A 16,197-nucleotide genomic window follows, 5' to 3' on the forward strand; every position below is an offset into this window, starting at 1 on the left:
TCGCGTAACTTCATTCTTTATTTTCCGGATCTTTCTTCTCTTCATCCGAAGTCGTGAATTTTATTACAAGCGATTCATCTTTAGGAGTCTCATACCAATCTCCGTGCGCTTTGCGGTAATCCTGATCAAAATTATAGGCATCGTCAATACTCTTATTCTCTATACACCAATGGAAAGGTTTATTTTCCGAATAAGGGATATCCAACACATATGGGTATAGATCCGTATTCTTTACGTTTTTACTTACCGGTCCCTTCCCGTTATCAATGTAAGGCATGATCAGTTGAGTTGAGCTATATGTTAATGTCTTTGTAATCCCACTTTCCGGTTCCTTGTCGAATTTTCTCACATTGACATATCCATTGACATCGGAGAAAAAGGGAGTTAGTCCATTGGCGTCCTTAAATCCAAATTGGTTGTGGAATGTACAGCCTTTAGCCAGTAACTGGGCATAAACATCTGCGGTACTCTTATCGGTATATGCTGTGATGCTATAATATATGACAGCGTCATTGAAATCGAAATCGCCTTGGTTTGGATAATTATCTTCGAACAAGAGGAATCCTTTCTTGTTCGTTTGCGATTCTATGACGGGAGGGGTTACCGGCTCTGCCGGCTCGATGGCAACGGGATTACTTTCGATTAGACAAAGCATATCGTTGTAGTCTCCGTCGTAGGCCCTATAGTTTGGGCAGCGATTTTCCATTCCCAATATATTTCCTTCAAAATCACCTTCTTGAATGTGGTGGATGAATCCGTTTGCTACGTTTTTCTCTATTTTGAAAGAAGAATTGCCGTATTTTAAGGTATGGCCTATATAATTATGGGAGAATGCCCCATTGTCTGGCACTTTATTGTTATCCGGCCCATTTAATGCCGGGGTGGAGAATTGTGGACGGTCTGTGCCTCGATATACGAAACCGACGTTAAGCCCCTTGTCGAATCTTCCTAGGGGGATTCGGGTATATTCTTCTGTCTTAGCCTTTGGCTGTTCCTCTTTGGAGTAAAAGATATAATTCTCGCCTTGGTTGATCATATTGAAGTCAATGACTTGGATGGTGCCATTAGTCTTTCCATAGAAGGTGCAGTCGTCTAAAGTGAGATTCTCCATCTTCTCGAAGGGATATGTATAGAACCAAATTTTACCATACATATTGTCTTTGGACATTCCTCCATCGCTTATATAGGTCAGCCAAATATCCGCTTTCTCAAAGCTACTGGTAAAAACGGTTTCCGTGATTTTTAGATCAGAGCATCTATATAAATCCTCGCTTTTTACATTGTATGCTTTTTCTGGAAAGTATTTGTTATTGATCAAATGAAGGACTTCATCACTGATCGCACTTGTAGCCCGTAAACTACTTTTGGTATCGCTGCCGATCGTGATGTCCTTTACATCACTCTCGATAAGTTCCCCATCCCCTCTTAGGATATAGAGTTTCTTTACGTGTGTAGGTACTTCCAGAGCCATATGGATCGGAGTTTTACCAATTAAATAAGGATCTTTGACTAAAGAGCCTTCCTCATAAGGATATTCATAATAAATAGAATATAGGGTCCCTTCATGCTGAGAAGATATGTTAACCTGTATGTTCTCGAAATTCTCGAACTGGGCTATGTAATCTTCTTCTTCTTTGGTAGGTTCTTTCGGATCTACCGTGGGGTCTTCTCCTTGAAAAATGTCATGTTTAACGCATGACCCCATTAGAAAGAGCAGACAAAATACCCACACCATTTGTTTCCTGATTTGTGATCTCATAATTTCTTTACCCTATTTGATTAATATTTACAACAACTTTGTTAGATTTTGCAAATCTACGAATTTATTTCATGAAAAATCATTGATAATCAGTATTTATTTCAACCTGTTACGTTTTTATCAAATGTAGGATTGGATGGTGGGATATAAAAAAAGACCCCATCCAAAAGGATGAGGTCTTTTTCTTATTTAGAAAGAATATTTTCTAATTATTTTACTAAAGCTGCGAAGTCAGAGTTAGTCGCGTATTTAGCGAACTCTAAGTCGATAGCAGCTTCCTTAGCCATGTTCTTATCAGCGGCGATAGCAGCCTTCAAGTTGTTGATAACACCGTTAGCGTCGTTCGTACGAGCGGCAACAACAGCCTTCAAATAAGAAGTTACAGCGTCAGGATTAGCGACACCGTTCAAAGTCTGAGAAGCCTTGCTGTAATCCTTAACCAAGATCTGAGCCAAAGCAGCGTTGTTAGTCTTAACAGAACCGAAAGAGTTAACAGCCTTAGCATATTCGCCTTGCTCTAAGTAAAGAACGCCAAGAGCCTCGCTCAATTCGTTTACGCCGGCAGCGTTACCGAACAATTGTTGAGCCTTAGCTTGGTCACCCTTAGTTAACGCGATCAAACCTAAGTTCATGTTAGCGGAAGCGTTATTCTTAATAGAGTTAGACTTGTTGAACATTTGCTCAGCCTTAGCCAAATCACCAGCCTTGAATGCCATCATACCGATGTTGTTCCAAGTACGGTAGCAGTTAGGATACAATTCAGAAGCTTTTGTATAGATAGCCATCTTCTCACCGTCGTTGTTAGTCAATGTAGCGGCGTAAAGGATTTCCTCGATATTCAACTCAGAAGGATTGCTCTTAGCCAAAGCGCTGATCTCGTCGTCAGACTTACCGATGATCTCGATGTTAGCAGTCAAACGAGAACGACGTAATTGCGGAAGGATAGTCTCAGCCAAGTCAGAGTAAACAGCGGAGATATTCTTGATTTCTTTCTCTCTTGTCTCAGGATCTTGGTACATAGAGATCACACGCAATACTAAGTCTTTATCTTGCAAGTTAGAAGCAGAAACTAATTCCTTGAAACCTTCCCAGTCTTGAGCTGTGTAACGAGCGTCAACCGGAGCGTCAACCTTCATCTTCTTCAATTCCTTGTTCAAATATTTCGTAGTGTTTCCTTCACGATTCTCAGCCAACGTGTTGTTCAATTTGAAACCACCATCAGGAGAAGCGTAAGCGCTGATCTCGATAGCTACATTCTGGTTCGGAGCCTCGTCAGCGTTCTTAACAAGATCTTTCCATTCTTTGATAGCGTCAGAATTCAATTCTTTAGCGCGAAGGTTAGCTTGTTGGATCAAGAACATGATGTTAGCGTCATGAGCCTCTTTGATAATACGTTGGAATTTATCAGCTGCGATAGCTGCTGTAGCGGTAGCTGCGTCTGCCAATTCGGAAGTAGCGATAACGCCTTCACCGATCTTTACGTCCGGCAATTTAACAGTCTTGTTTTTGATCTTCGCGTCGAAAGTCAAATACAATTCTGATTTTTTCATCTCGGGTTTGTAAGTGAAAGAAGACTTCATAGTTACGTTAGCGCCTTCTTTTTGAGGGATTACTTGGTTGTTACCTTTTACTTTCTCACCTTGGTAAGTGTAAGAAGTGCCCCAAGCTTCGCCACCCTGGTAACGCAATACCGGAGTTACAGTTACAACAGCTTTCTTGTTGAACCATTTAGCGGGGAAAGTCGCGTTGATCGTTACAGGAACTTTGCCTCCGATAGCCTCTAGCGGCTGCGGCTCTGCTTTAATGTACTGTTCTGCCAACGGTTTCAACTTGTTTGAACAAGAAGAAAGAGTTAAAATGGCTGCCAATACGAAGAATGGCAATAAAAACTTTTTGTTCATAATCTTGATGTAAGTTTAAAATGTTACTATGTTAATATATTCACTTCCAAATTATCCCTTAGCCATTATCGTGCAAAACTAAAGTATTTTTTTGTTATGGATAGCAAAGAAGCGATAAAATCTTTTTAATTAATACTTATTAATGAATCCTAGGCTTGTTTTATACATAAAATATGGGTAGAATTATTGAAAAAATATGGCTGTGTACCTCTTGCCATTCTTTTCAATGGATGGTTTCCCAGAAGTCTTATTGTATATTTTTTGATTAAAATATAATCTTTTGTGTATAATGCTCCTCGCCATAGTGCACGGTTAGAAAGTAGACTCCAGATGTTAATTTTAGGAAATGGAGTGTAGCTTGCCTGTCCGTGATCTCTCCGTTTTCCGACACTTTTCCTTGTGCCGAGTGCAATGTATAAGTCGCTTTCTCTATTCCATCCGGCAAAACAAGGTGTACCATGCCTTTCTCCGGACCGAGATGAATGAGTACCTGCTCGTTCGCCTCGAGCTTTTCGTTGCTGACGGGGTTACCGTATTGAATGACGGGATCGATAAACAAGGAGGTGCTAAAACCTGCTTGCGTATATTCGGTAGCTTGTCTCCAGCCGTTTTTATCATGAACCCAAGCCGTATTCCGGGTCGTTTTGCCTTTGGGCAAATTGTAAGCGGAGAAATACGTGTTCTCCGGGACGCTCTTGAGCTTATAGCCGATGTAGAACTTTCCGCTAACGTTTACGGGCTTGGAGAAATGGATATAACTTTCCTGTGACCGATTTAGGGATTTAGCGGTCTCAATAAACGTATCGTCCAATATCGATTTATTGCTGTAGGTGGGTTGGAATGTTTCCGTATATAATAATGTAGAGGGCTTAGAGTCACCGCTGTAAACGGTAACTTCCACTTCCATTTGTTTGTAATTCGCTCCGGCAGGCGGTGTTACGAAATAAGCTCCGTATAAGGTACCCGCTTTGGCTACTTGGTAAGCTTCCGCGTATTCAGTGATATTGGCGGGGTTGTTCCCGAACAAATACGCTTTTTCAGACCCGGGATAGAGCGTACATTCGGCGTTTTCTTGATTACCGGAGTCATAGATGTTGCTCAACCGGAAACAAGGGGTTGATTTATACGGATCAAGTCCCTCGCAAACCTTGGTCTCGTCATCGGACGGGTTTAGCCAATATTTGAGCTGTCTCTCGGGGGTATCGATCGCGTCCCAGGGTTTCTTCAAAGAGAAGAAGTAATCATTCTTCGGGCTATTCTCACTGGACTGCCCGCCGGATAACGCTCCGATAATCTCTCCGTCGGCATTGAATAAAGGAGATCCGGAGGAACCGCTGGCCGTATAACCTACTTCCCAAGTCTTGACATGTAAATGAGCGTTCTCGTAAAAAATCATGTTTGGATCTGTCAAGGTAAAGGGAGCCAGATCCTCATCGGATATACTGATTCGCTTTACCGAGTATTGGGGATGTTGGATGCACGTATAGGGGGCAGGTCCTACCTCTTGTGCGTTCCAGCCCGCGTAATAAGGCCTGTAATAAACCGGAGGTGTGGCGGTAAGTTCCAACAAGGCCATGTCTGCCATTTCATTAACCGCCTTGAAGTAAGTGGATGCGGTAGACATCTCTTCCGTTCCCCTTAGGATCGGGTCGCAGAAAGGGCTGTTGAAGTTGAAAAAGCAGACGATACTTCCGGCTATTTTCTCATAATCGGGGTTTTTCATCGTGAATTGCTTGTTTAGGCAATGGGAGGCGGTGAGTAGATAAGGCTTTCCGTCATTGTCCGTATTATTTATCAGTGTGCCCGTGCACCCTACACTTCCGTCTATGATCAGGAGAACGACGCTTTGCCCCCATTGGGCGTAATCGTTTGTCCCATCTTGATAGCAAGCTAACGGTGGAATTTTACCGATCAGTGAGGTGTTGTCTCCCGGTTCTAACCCCCGCAAGCTCCGGTAGCCATGGTTGACTTCCCCGACGGTCAGTCTTCCTTGAAAAGAGGCGTTGGCCGGTTCTTGATATTCTATGATCAGGCGATCCCCTTGGATAGGAGAGACCGGCAATAGGTTTAACTCCGAGTTGTTTAGGTGATTGAACGAGCCTAATATCTGTGTCTGGTCCTCATTATATAGGAAGAGCTGGGCGCCTTCGGGCAGTTCATATTCCGTGAAGAGCACGTTGATGGAAAGGGCCCCGGGCGAGTAGATCCCGAGTCTCCATACACGTGTCCCATCCGGCCCGGTGAAAGTTACGCCCGAGTTGTACCGATTGTAATCCGTTATGAATTTATAGGCAAAACGGAAACCGCTTCTTAGGTCGCTCTCATTCAGCGAGTCGATACGCAATTCCTCTTGGACGTCGAACGGAGGCATTTCTTTAAACATCTGTCCGTTTGTACTTCGCATGAGCGATAGCGGAAGCGGGCGGCCTCCGTGGCTAACCTGCGCTTTCAGATTTCCTTGAAAACCTAGCATCGTTAGCAGGAATACAATGTATAAAGAGGTCAACTTTTTCATATCGGGCAAATATAGCTATATTTCTTTACCCCATGATCTATATATCAAGTTTTTTCGCTAAGTTTGCCAATCGAAAAGTACGGACAAACTTAAATAAAACCAATATATAATTAAATTCTAAAGATATGGCAACACCTCCGTTTCACTACGAGCCGATGTTCCAAAAGGGACCGGACACAACAGAGTATTATTTGCTTACAAAAGATTATGTTTCCGTTTCTGAGTTTGAAGGAAAACCGATCTTGAAAGTCGCTAAAGAAGGTTTGACCGCTATGGCTAACGCCGCTTTCCGCGACGTATCATTCATGCTTCGCCGTTCTCACAACGAGCAGGTCGCTAAGATCCTAAGCGATCCGGAAGCTACGGACAACGATAAGTACGTGGCCTTGACATTCCTTCGCAACGCCGAGGTAGCGGCTAAAGGCGTACTTCCTTTCTGCCAAGATACCGGTACGGCTATTATCCACGGCGAGAAGGGCCAGCAGGTCTGGACCGGTTACTGCGATGAGGAAGCGCTTTCCTTAGGTGTTTACAAGACCTATACGGAAGAGAACCTTCGTTACTCCCAGAACGCTCCGCTGAATATGTACGATGAGGTAAATACGAAATGTAACTTGCCGGCCCAGATCGATATCGAGGCTACGGAAGGCATGGAGTATGAGTTCCTTTGCGTGACAAAGGGAGGTGGTTCCGCCAATAAGACTTATTTATACCAAGAGACAAAAGCGATCTTGAATCCGGGTACATTGGTTCCCTTCCTCGTAGAGAAGATCAAGACGTTGGGTACGGCCGCTTGTCCTCCGTATCATATCGCGATCGTGATTGGCGGTACTTCCGCTGAGAAGAATTTATTGACGGTGAAGTTGGCTTCTACTCGTTTCTACGATAGCTTGCCTACGACCGGTAGCGAGGGTGGCCGTGCTTTCCGCGACGTGGAGTTGGAGAAAGAGGTATTGGCCGCCGCTCAGAATATTGGCTTGGGCGCTCAATTCGGCGGTAAATATTTGGCTCACGATGTCCGTATCATCCGTTTGCCTCGCCACGGCGCTTCTTGCCCGGTAGGTTTGGGTGTAAGCTGCTCCGCGGACCGTAATATTAAATGTAAGATCAATAAGGAAGGTATCTGGATCGAGAAGTTGGATAGCCATCCCGGCGAATTGATTCCGGAGGAACTTCGTCAAGCGGGTGAGGGCGACGCTGTCAAGATCAACTTGAACCAACCGATGGCGGATATCTTGAAGGAATTGGATAAATATCCGGTATCTACTCGTTTGTCATTGAACGGAACGATCATCGTGGGCCGTGATATCGCTCACGCTAAGTTGAAGGAGCGTCTGGATCGTGGCGAGGATCTCCCCCAATATATCAAGGATCATCCTATTTATTACGCGGGCCCGGCTAAGACTCCGGCAGGTATGGCTTGTGGCTCGATGGGCCCGACGACGGCGGGTCGTATGGACTCATACGTTGACTTGTTCCAGAGCCATGGCGGTAGCATGATCATGTTGGCGAAGGGTAACCGTAGCCAGCAAGTTACGGACGCTTGTAAGAACCACGGTGGTTTCTACCTAGGATCTATCGGTGGCCCTGCGGCTATCTTGGCTCAGAACAATATCAAGAGCATCGAGTGCGTGGAATATCCGGAATTGGGTATGGAAGCGATCTGGAAGATCGAGGTAGAGAACTTCCCCGCGTTTATCTTGGTAGATAACAAGGGTAATGACTTCTTCAAGCAGATCAAGCCTCGTTGCTGATTCTTTGATCGGTAAAGATAAATGAAAAGCGGTATCCGGCGGCAAGCTGGATACCGCTTTTTTTTTAAAAAAAAAGTCGTACGTGTTTTTTTAATAGGTTAATCCCACGATCCACAACGGTAGTTTCTTGCCAGAGGCGAACTCCATATTGTCAGCCAAGATGAAGGAATCGGGGAGATCCGCTATTCTTATGATACGGGTGCTCGTTTGTGCCAGTAATCGTTCTTGTTTAATAAATAGGCTATCCATACGCTGATTGATTGAATGAGAAATATACGATTTGTTTAAGATAGATAGCAAAAAGTACCCAGATCTGTTAAGAGTAGAAAGCAAAACCTGTAAGTATCCGGTCGTAGCGTACTTTGCGTATTGGTTTTCAAAAGTTTGTATAAATATCAATGAAACTATTACACTTTAATTTTTTACCTTTGTTGCGTTTAAGTGATAAAACAGATTTCCAATGCCTCGTATATACATCCTCTTGATGTCGGTCTTGATCTCGGCTTTTTATGCTTGCGATCATCGGGGGAAGCCTTATCCCGCTACCCTGTCGCAGATCGAATCCCTTGCGGATACAAATCCGGAGGAAGCCCCCCCTTTGTTGGATCGATTGCGGGATAGCCTTTCGTCCTTTGATGAGGAACAGCGTATGTATTATGACTTGCTCGACTTGAAGGTCAATGATAAGATGTATGTCCGGCATACTTCCGATTCCCTGATCAAGCGAATCACCGCTTTTTATGAGGTATATGGCGATCGGGATAAATTACTGGAGTCTTATTACTATATGGGACGTGTCTACCGGGATCTGAACGATGCTCCGGAAGCGTTGAAGTATTTCCAAAAGGCATTGGATGTGGCGGGAGATACGAGAAAGTACCGATTATTGTCCAATGTCTATTCGCAGATGGGGATGCTTTATGATTATCAGAATGTATATGAAGAGGCGATCCGTATGTATGAGAAAGCGGCTGAGTATAAATTACTGAAAGGAGATAGTACTAGTTTGTCTCTTGTGCTGAGAGATATTGCCCGGGTATATGATATGGTCGATAAGAATGACAGTGCGCTTCTCTATTTTCAAAAAGCGGCAATTATAGCGAATGAAACAGGAAATAGACATCGATATTCCGGTATATTGACTGAGCAGGGTGATCTTTACCGGGAATTGGGAATGTATGATAAGGCATTGGAATGTTTGTTTGAATCATTAAAAGATTCCGTAGGCCGGAATATGTACCCCACTTATTCTACATTGGGACATATTTATTTAGAGGTGGGAAGATTGGACTCTGCCGACTACTATTTAAGGAGATGCTTGGATAGTCCTGATTTATATGTTAGAGACGCTATTTATGAGTACTTGTCGTTTTTGTATGAGCGTCGGTTGAATTATCGGGAGGCTATTCGCTATGTCCGTCTTGGCCAGCAAGTGCAAGATTCCATCCGCAAGATAACCGATTCGGAGGAAATCCGTAAAATGACCTCTTTATATAATTATCAAAAGCGGGAAACTGAGAATTTACGGCTAAAGGGCGAGAATGACCGGATGCAGATTCGTATTTACCGGATATTATCCTTGTTCGGATTGGGGCTTTCGATAACCTTATTGTTTATATATAGACTGAAACGGCAGAAAGAGCGGTTGGCTAGGCAGTTTGAGGCGCTTCAGCGGGAAAAGCAAGAACAATATGAGAGAAGTTTTCAATATGTAGAAGCGAATAACGTGAAATTGAATGAATTGGGAACCTTACTATCTAAAGACCATGAAGATACAAATTCATTGCTTCATGTGCGAAAAGAACTTTTGCAAGTGACCAATGAACAAATACAGTTGCGGCGTACCGAGCGTGATTTGTTAGAGTCGGATTTAAGGCATTCGGATATCTATATGAAATTCCATTCCACGAATGAGGCAGATCAGATAATCAGGGAAGAAGATTGGAATGCTTTACGGAAGGAGTTAGATAAGACATACAATAATTTTACGAATCGTCTATATCAGTTATATTCGGGAATGTCATTGATAGAACTCCGGATTTGTTACTTGATAAAGATATCAGTCAAGGTAACTGATATGGCAAAAATCTTGGGTCGCTCCAAACCCTCCGTATCCTCATCCCGTAAACGGCTTTATAAAAAAATAAAGGGAGAGGATGGAACCCCGAATGAACTGGATGAATTAATCGCTGGTCTTTAGCCTTATACAACTCTGCGAACAAAAAGCGAACAAAAAGCGAACAGTGTTTTAGCCCCGAATCCAACCTTATCGGATACTTTTGCAGTCAAAAAATGAATGGGATGAAAAGATTTTTATTTTTGACTTTATTGAGTTGTGTATGCTTATGGACACATACGGTGGCTGGAAGAGAGCATAAGAATGAGCGTGATGAGGAAGAGGAGCGCTCTATTTCTCCTAATCCGGTAGAAGTGAAGATTGTAAATGATGGAATCATGTTCTATTTTATGAAGCCATTAGACAATGTGTTTATACAAATTGTTGATGATAGTGGGATGCTCGTATATGAAGAGTCTGTACCTCTTTCTACTTCTCAGAGCTATTGTATTTCCATGCAAGGTCTTTTATTTAAACCTTATTTAATAAGAGTAGAAGGAGACAACATCTATGAAGAGTTTTTTATTCTTTTCTAAAATTGAATGTGAGGATGATTTGTAATATTTAATTTCTTTGATTATTCAATGTTTAATTTATAAATAGTTTTTTGTATGAAAAAGATTCTAATTTTATCATGTTTGTTTTTGTTTTTTGTGTCTTCTTGTTCTAACCAAGAAGAGGTTATCGTAGGAGATGGTCTTGACTATGATAACATGAGTGAAGAAGATTTGAGGAAATGTGCGGAAGCTAATGGTGCAATTACGTGGAATCAGTTTATTGAACTTATGGGTGAATTTATGGAATCAGAACAATCCCCATTAATTGAGACTAAGGCTACGAGTGAGACTTTTAGTGTGACAGGATATGATAACACATTCTTAGTGGAAGAAAATAAAAAAGTTCTTATCAACAAATCACCTACAAATATTCCTACTGGTTATTACTTTTGTGATATCTATATTGTTAGAAAAATGGTGACCCTTCCGGACGGAACCCTGGGAGTAACTAAAGAGTCTCCAAAATGTGGATTTGATCCGAACTCAATTGGTGGGGGACTGCGAGGTTGTGCGGTAGATGGTCAAACAGGTAATAGATTCTATATGAAAACGGCTGCATATCAAGTTAAATATGATATGCTGGGGCGTCAGTGGAATCGATGGGATCCCAGTTTGAATGCTTTGGTTTGGAATTACGCTTATATTTATTAAACGTTACTGTTTGTGCAGGCTAAACGATGATCATGGCCTGGATATAAGGTTTATGGTCGTTTGTTTAGTCTGTACTAGGTTTGCTATCCGGTAATTTTAGTAATAACATAAAAATTAGTGATGAGGATGTTGAGAATTTCTTTGTTTTGTATTGTGAAGTTACGAAAAGAGTGTAATTTATTGGAAATGAGCATTGGGTAATCGCTCATAATAGTAATAGGTTACGAATTAGTTAGTTATCTACTGCATTATTCTTCTGTGCGTTGCGTAACCTTCAAAGAACTCTTCGTATGCAAAAGTAACAATAAAACGGGAGATTTAGAAATGAATCTCCTGATTTTTCTTCTCACACAAGTTTTTCCGTAAAAGCGATTTTATCCGTCAGCACACCATCGCCCAAAAAGATTTTGAACGAACGTGTGCCGACTGCCGCATAAGCGGAGAAAAGGGCTTTGCCTCATGCCTAAACAATAGTTTAGACTGATGAGACAAGGCCCCTTTCTTTTGTGCTTATGCCAAAGAGGTGCTTTTACGGGGTTTTGACGATTTTTCTTTTTTCGTTGTCCTTTTGAGCCGGAAGCGGAAAGCCGTGTATGACCGCACATTCCATAAATGGAACAAGCCGTCACTCACGGCAGACAAACCGGGAAGAATGATTTTATCCATCCGACCAAACACGTTTGGCCAAACAGATAAAAACATACTTCCTTGCCGATGGTTTGCTCGGTTTCACGCTACCGGCTATGTTCTTTTCTGTTGGGGATGTCTTTTTCACGGATTTCTCTTTTGAAGTTTTCCTGTCTAATCTGCCTCCACTTCCGTTTACCTCCATTTTCGCGCCTTTCAGTGAGCCGCATCAGGCAGTCATTTTCGTGCTGGGTGCAAAGGTAACTCCGGGATTGTACGGGAAAGCAAGGTCAAGCCTCCTGTTTTCTGGAAAAATCTCCAGCCTTTCGGGTAGTATTTTTCCGAAAAACCTTGCATTCCCTAATCCCTACCTTTTTAAGCACCCGAAACGAAAACGACCGATGCGACAGAAAGACGCATTAAAAAAAATGTCGGATAAACGAGAAGCAGATAAGATAGTTTGAAACTCAACTCCCTCAGCTCTTGAATCCGCATTAAAAAACAAAAAATCAAAAACAAAACGGATATGAGAACGGCAATAGCAACAAAATTCGTGGCATGGGAAGTACCAAGTTTGGAGAACCTGCAAGGCAGCAAGGTGTACGGACTTCGCACCAAACTGAACAATGGTGAGAAATTGAGCCGAGAGGAAAAGGATTGGCTTACACGCAACGTGAACAGCAACACCTATTTCAAGAGCGCAGTACCCTTGCAAGGTTGGATGTTTGACTTTTCCGACATTCTCCGAACCTACATTGTAAAGCAGTATGGACATTGGGCGGAATACAAGGCTACCGACAAGACCGCACTCCGCAGTTTCCTATACGGCAGGATAGACAGCATCGTGGAACTTAACAAATGATACGGCTATGACAGCAACGGTAAATTTCAGACAAATGGCGCAATACATAGGGCTTGCGATATGCACCCTAATCATGCGCACCGCCTTTTGGGTGTCCGGCATCCTTTGGTACATCGTCAGAGAGATAATAAACGGAGTGTTCCGAGTGGCAATAGGGGTAATCGTGGCTATTCTTTCCGTTATCCTGTTCTTCGGCTTCATTCTTTGGTTATTCACCCTTTAATCCCTACCGACATGGCAAAGAGAAGAAGCAAGACAGTGGAGCAACAATGCAGATACTACGAGGTGGGCAACATCTTCGAGTACATGGTGGAAACATACCTCAACGGCAATATGTCCGTGTTCCGTGGACTCTACCACGAACTGAACAAGGACGCACGGAAGGACTTTATAGACTTCCTATTGAGCGAGGTTGAGCCGATTTATTGGAGGGAGATTTTGAAACATACTATTTGACAACTCATAAAAACGACAGCGATATGAAAGGAACAGACCATTTCAAGAGAACGATACAGATGTATTTGGAACAACGTGCGGAGGAAGACACGCTCTTTGCGAAGAACTACCGCAATCCAGCCAAGAACATTGACGATTGCGTTACCTACATTCTGAACTATGTGCAGAAAAGCGGTTGTAACGGCTTCACGGACGGAGAGATATACGGACAAGCAGTACACTACTATGACGAGAACGAGATTGAGGTGGGCAAGCCTATCCAATGCCAAGTGGCGGTGAACCACATTGTGGAACTCACGGCAGAGGAAAAAGCAGAAGCACGTCAGCAGGCAGTCCGCAGATACCAAGACGAGGAACTCCGCAAGTTGCAGAACCGCACCAAGCCGACAAAGGCGAAAACAGAAACCCAAGTTCAACCCTCATTATTTGATTTTGGCTTATGAAACCGAGAAACAAATTTGAAAAAGCAGTTCTTGCCCAAAGCAAGAAACTACGCCCGATAACCCCGATACAGATAAATTGGGCATTCCGTAATTGCGTGGAGCATTATGCACACCGCTTGCCGAAAGGTCGTACCACTTGTATGGATTGCGGTCATAGTTGGGTAATGACGGAGCAGACCGAGCATTGTACGTGTCCCGAATGTGGAGCAAGTTTGAAAGTCTGCCTCACCTATCAGCGCAAGGTAAGACAAAAGCAGTATTTCACAACCCTTACCACAAGCGGAGAATACCAAGTGCTACGAATGTTCTTGCTTGTCGTGGGTATGGAGAAAGGGGTTAATGCCAAGTCCTATGCCCTTGAAATCGGGCAGTATTGGTGGAATGAACAAGGGCGTAAGGCTGTTGTTGCCATTCCACGCACATTGGGATGCTACATCGACACGTTCTCATTCGCTTCTCCTTTTGCTATCCGCAATGACAATGAAGCGTACCGCCATATCTCATATTCCCCGATATATCCAAGATATAAGGTGTTGCCGACGCTCCGCAGAAACGGCTTTAACGGCAATTTCCACGACATTGTACCCACCAAACTAATACCGGCATTATTGTCGGACAGCCGTGCGGAAACGCTGTTGAAGGCAGGGCAATATCCCATGTTGCGCTACTATCTGTACCACTCTTTCAATATTGGAGAGTATTGGGCTTCAATCAAGATATGTATCCGCAACGGCTATACCATTGAGGACGGCTCAATGTGGCGTGACACCATAGACCTCCTGCGTCATTTCGGCAAGGACACAAACAGCCCGAAATACGTTTGCCCTGCCGACCTCAAAGTTGAACACGACAAGTTGGTGGCAAAGCGCAACCTGCAAAGGAAACATGAGTGGACTGAACAGCAACGCAGGAAAGCGATTGAGGACGAGAAACAATATCTGAAAGCTAAGGGCATATTCTTCGGACTTGCCTTTACCGACAGCCTTATTTGCGTCAAAGTCATAGAGAGCGTGGAAGAAATGGCAGAGGAAGGAAGGACGATGCACCATTGTGTGGGCGGTTACCACAAACGAAAAGACTCCCTTATCCTATCCGCCACCATTGACGGAAAACGAATTGAAACGATAGAGGTGTCACTAAAAACTTTTGAGGTGGTGCAGTGTCGTGGCGTATGCAACGAGAACTCCGAATACCACGACCGCATCATCGCCCTTGTGAACAAGAACGCCAACCTTATCCGCCAGCGGATGAAAGCGGCATAATATCGACATCTAACAACTAACATTATGGAAGTAAGATTTGAAAGCATGGTTTTCCTATGGGATGATAAAATCCCCACGATGTTCCTTGAATTTATGAACCTCCTCACTCTTTGTCAGAGTGAGGAGCAATTAAGGGCGAGCGTCAAGGACTTTGCCGAGAAACACGAACTTGACAAGTTCTTTTATTACGGCTTCGGCTCACATCATTTCTACCTGCACCAACGCTATACGAGTAACCCCGAAATAGTGATGCAGAACAGAGTGTTGTCAGTACATTTCTAACCATCTAAAAATAACGATTATGAGTACACGGATGACCATCAACGGAGTAAGCACCTGCACGCAAGCAGGGACAGAGAAATACGAGAAGTCCCAAACGGGTATCGGCAGACGTAAGCGGACACTTATGCAATACGACTACCGCCACACGGACGGGGAATTGTTCTCTTGTGTGAAACCCACGTTAGACGAGTGCCGAGCCGCACGGGACAAGTGGCTGACGGCAAAGGAAAGAAAGGAGGACAAGCGATGAACGAAGTTGCCTACCAAACGCTGATAGTCAAGTTCAGCGAGCCAATCAAGGCATTGGACGGAATGTTTGATGATGCCGAAGCATGGGGAGTTGATACCCTGAAGGGGTGGATAGACAACTATGAAAGTAGCAGGTTTACTGCCATTGACAGCCATACGGCAGTCATAACGAGCGAGTATAACATGGAGTGGCTGAAAGAGTGGCTGGAAAGATGCACACCCATAGCCGAGAAAACTGAATTTTGAACGTTGTGGCGGTGTCCGCACCGCCACAACATAACGCCTAAAATACAACGAATATGATAGCGAAGACAATTTTGGAGCAGATAGGTGGCAGACGCTTTGCCACCATGACGGGAAGCAAAGACTTCATAGACATGGGCAACGGCTTACGCATGAGCCTTGCGAGGAACAAGACGAGTGCCAACCGCCTTGACATCATCTATGATGCAGGGGCAGACCTCTACAATATGCGCTTCTACCGCAGGACGTTCAGCAAAAAGACATTCGAGTGCAAGACGAAAGACATAGAAACGCACGAGGGGATATATTGCGATATGCTGGAGGAAATGTTCACGATGGTGACGGGGCTTTACACCCGTTTTTGAACGATGGGCGGCGAAAGCCGCCTACTTTCTTTCAGTGAGCATGATGGCGGACAAAGAAAGTAGCAAAGAAACCTTTGTTCCAATCTTCGATAAAATTCTTATTTGAATATGTAAAATTAGCCATAAAAGGCTAATTTTGCATTGTTATTTTTTTG

General features: G+C 43.6%; 18 protein-coding genes. 14 read left to right on the plus strand and 4 right to left on the minus strand.

Features of this window, described 5'->3' with window-relative positions:
• Nucleotides 1-10: 10 nt before the first annotated feature.
• The 3 genes from DWY79_RS15055 to DWY79_RS15065 all read right to left on the minus strand — a co-directional run bounded on the left by DWY79_RS15055 (nt 11) and on the right by DWY79_RS15065 (nt 6,175).
• Nucleotides 11-1,759: an LruC domain-containing protein gene (locus DWY79_RS15055; protein WP_122369624.1), complete on the minus strand. Its 1,749-nt coding sequence runs from the start codon at nt 1,757-1,759 to the stop codon at nt 11-13.
• 209 nt (nt 1,760-1,968) lie between these two features.
• On the minus strand, nt 1,969-3,660 hold the full coding sequence (locus tag DWY79_RS15060) for a hypothetical protein (RefSeq protein ID WP_005864135.1): 1,692 nt from the start codon (nt 3,658-3,660) through the stop codon (nt 1,969-1,971).
• A 265-nt stretch (nt 3,661-3,925) separates the two neighbouring features.
• Nucleotides 3,926-6,175, minus strand: a complete 2,250-nt coding sequence (locus DWY79_RS15065; protein WP_034528008.1) for a trypsin-like peptidase domain-containing protein — start codon at nt 6,173-6,175, stop codon at nt 3,926-3,928.
• Between the two features lie 125 nt (nt 6,176-6,300).
• On the opposite strand from DWY79_RS15065, the gene DWY79_RS15070 reads away from it, so the two are divergent.
• A complete protein-coding gene (locus DWY79_RS15070; protein ID WP_005860810.1) occupies nt 6,301-7,929 on the plus strand; it encodes a fumarate hydratase in 1,629 nt (542 codons plus the stop codon).
• 90 nt (nt 7,930-8,019) lie between these two features.
• Here the strand turns inward: DWY79_RS15070 and DWY79_RS22785 are convergent, their stop codons facing one another.
• Entirely contained in the window at nt 8,020-8,178 is a 159-nt protein-coding gene (locus DWY79_RS22785) for a hypothetical protein (RefSeq protein WP_008778786.1), read from the minus strand.
• A 211-nt stretch (nt 8,179-8,389) separates the two neighbouring features.
• Here DWY79_RS22785 and DWY79_RS15080 point away from each other — a divergent pair, with 211 nt between their 5' ends.
• The 13 genes from DWY79_RS15080 to DWY79_RS15140 all read left to right on the plus strand — a co-directional run bounded on the left by DWY79_RS15080 (nt 8,390) and on the right by DWY79_RS15140 (nt 16,042).
• Nucleotides 8,390-10,129 (plus strand): tetratricopeptide repeat protein, encoded by a 1,740-nt coding sequence (locus tag DWY79_RS15080; RefSeq protein WP_122369626.1) that lies wholly within the window; start codon nt 8,390-8,392, stop codon nt 10,127-10,129.
• A 101-nt stretch (nt 10,130-10,230) separates the two neighbouring features.
• Complete coding sequence (locus DWY79_RS15085) at nt 10,231-10,581, plus strand: DUF3244 domain-containing protein (protein WP_005864139.1); 351 nt, start codon at nt 10,231-10,233, stop codon at nt 10,579-10,581.
• A gap of 75 nt (nt 10,582-10,656) precedes the next feature.
• Entirely contained in the window at nt 10,657-11,253 is a 597-nt protein-coding gene (locus tag DWY79_RS15090) for a hypothetical protein (RefSeq protein WP_005864140.1), read from the plus strand.
• A 680-nt stretch (nt 11,254-11,933) separates the two neighbouring features.
• Complete coding sequence (locus DWY79_RS22790) at nt 11,934-12,344, plus strand: hypothetical protein (protein WP_032588465.1); 411 nt, start codon at nt 11,934-11,936, stop codon at nt 12,342-12,344.
• 62 nt (nt 12,345-12,406) lie between these two features.
• Nucleotides 12,407-12,742 (plus strand): hypothetical protein, encoded by a 336-nt coding sequence (locus DWY79_RS15100; RefSeq protein WP_004310306.1) that lies wholly within the window; start codon nt 12,407-12,409, stop codon nt 12,740-12,742.
• Between the two features lie 7 nt (nt 12,743-12,749).
• A complete protein-coding gene (locus tag DWY79_RS15105) occupies nt 12,750-12,965 on the plus strand; it encodes a hypothetical protein (RefSeq protein ID WP_005643957.1) in 216 nt (71 codons plus the stop codon).
• 11 nt (nt 12,966-12,976) lie between these two features.
• On the plus strand, nt 12,977-13,198 hold the full coding sequence (locus DWY79_RS15110; protein WP_008019901.1) for a hypothetical protein: 222 nt from the start codon (nt 12,977-12,979) through the stop codon (nt 13,196-13,198).
• Between the two features lie 23 nt (nt 13,199-13,221).
• Nucleotides 13,222-13,641: a PcfK-like family protein gene (locus tag DWY79_RS15115; RefSeq protein WP_004310304.1), complete on the plus strand. Its 420-nt coding sequence runs from the start codon at nt 13,222-13,224 to the stop codon at nt 13,639-13,641.
• Entirely contained in the window at nt 13,638-14,903 is a 1,266-nt protein-coding gene (locus tag DWY79_RS15120; RefSeq protein WP_008645912.1) for a PcfJ domain-containing protein, read from the plus strand. Before DWY79_RS15115 ends, DWY79_RS15120 begins: the two co-directional genes overlap by 4 nt.
• Nucleotides 14,904-14,927: 24 nt before the next feature.
• Nucleotides 14,928-15,185, plus strand: a complete 258-nt coding sequence (locus DWY79_RS15125; protein WP_008645913.1) for a hypothetical protein — start codon at nt 14,928-14,930, stop codon at nt 15,183-15,185.
• 19 nt (nt 15,186-15,204) lie between these two features.
• The gene (locus DWY79_RS15130; RefSeq protein ID WP_008645914.1) at nt 15,205-15,435 is read left to right on the plus strand and encodes a DUF3873 domain-containing protein; all 231 of its coding nucleotides are present in this window, start codon (nt 15,205-15,207) and stop codon (nt 15,433-15,435) included.
• Nucleotides 15,375-15,680 carry a hypothetical protein gene (locus tag DWY79_RS15135; protein WP_032567514.1) on the plus strand — a complete coding sequence of 102 codons (306 nt, stop codon included), beginning with the start codon at nt 15,375-15,377 and terminating at the stop codon, nt 15,678-15,680. The genes DWY79_RS15130 and DWY79_RS15135 overlap by 61 nt, the downstream gene beginning before the upstream one ends.
• A 53-nt stretch (nt 15,681-15,733) precedes the next feature.
• On the plus strand, nt 15,734-16,042 hold the full coding sequence (locus tag DWY79_RS15140) for a hypothetical protein (protein ID WP_008645916.1): 309 nt from the start codon (nt 15,734-15,736) through the stop codon (nt 16,040-16,042).
• The last annotated feature ends 155 nt before the right edge of the window (nt 16,043-16,197 follow it).

This window comes from Parabacteroides sp. AF27-14 (assembly GCF_003635425.1).
Lineage (GTDB): Bacteria > Bacteroidota > Bacteroidia > Bacteroidales > Tannerellaceae > Parabacteroides > Parabacteroides distasonis.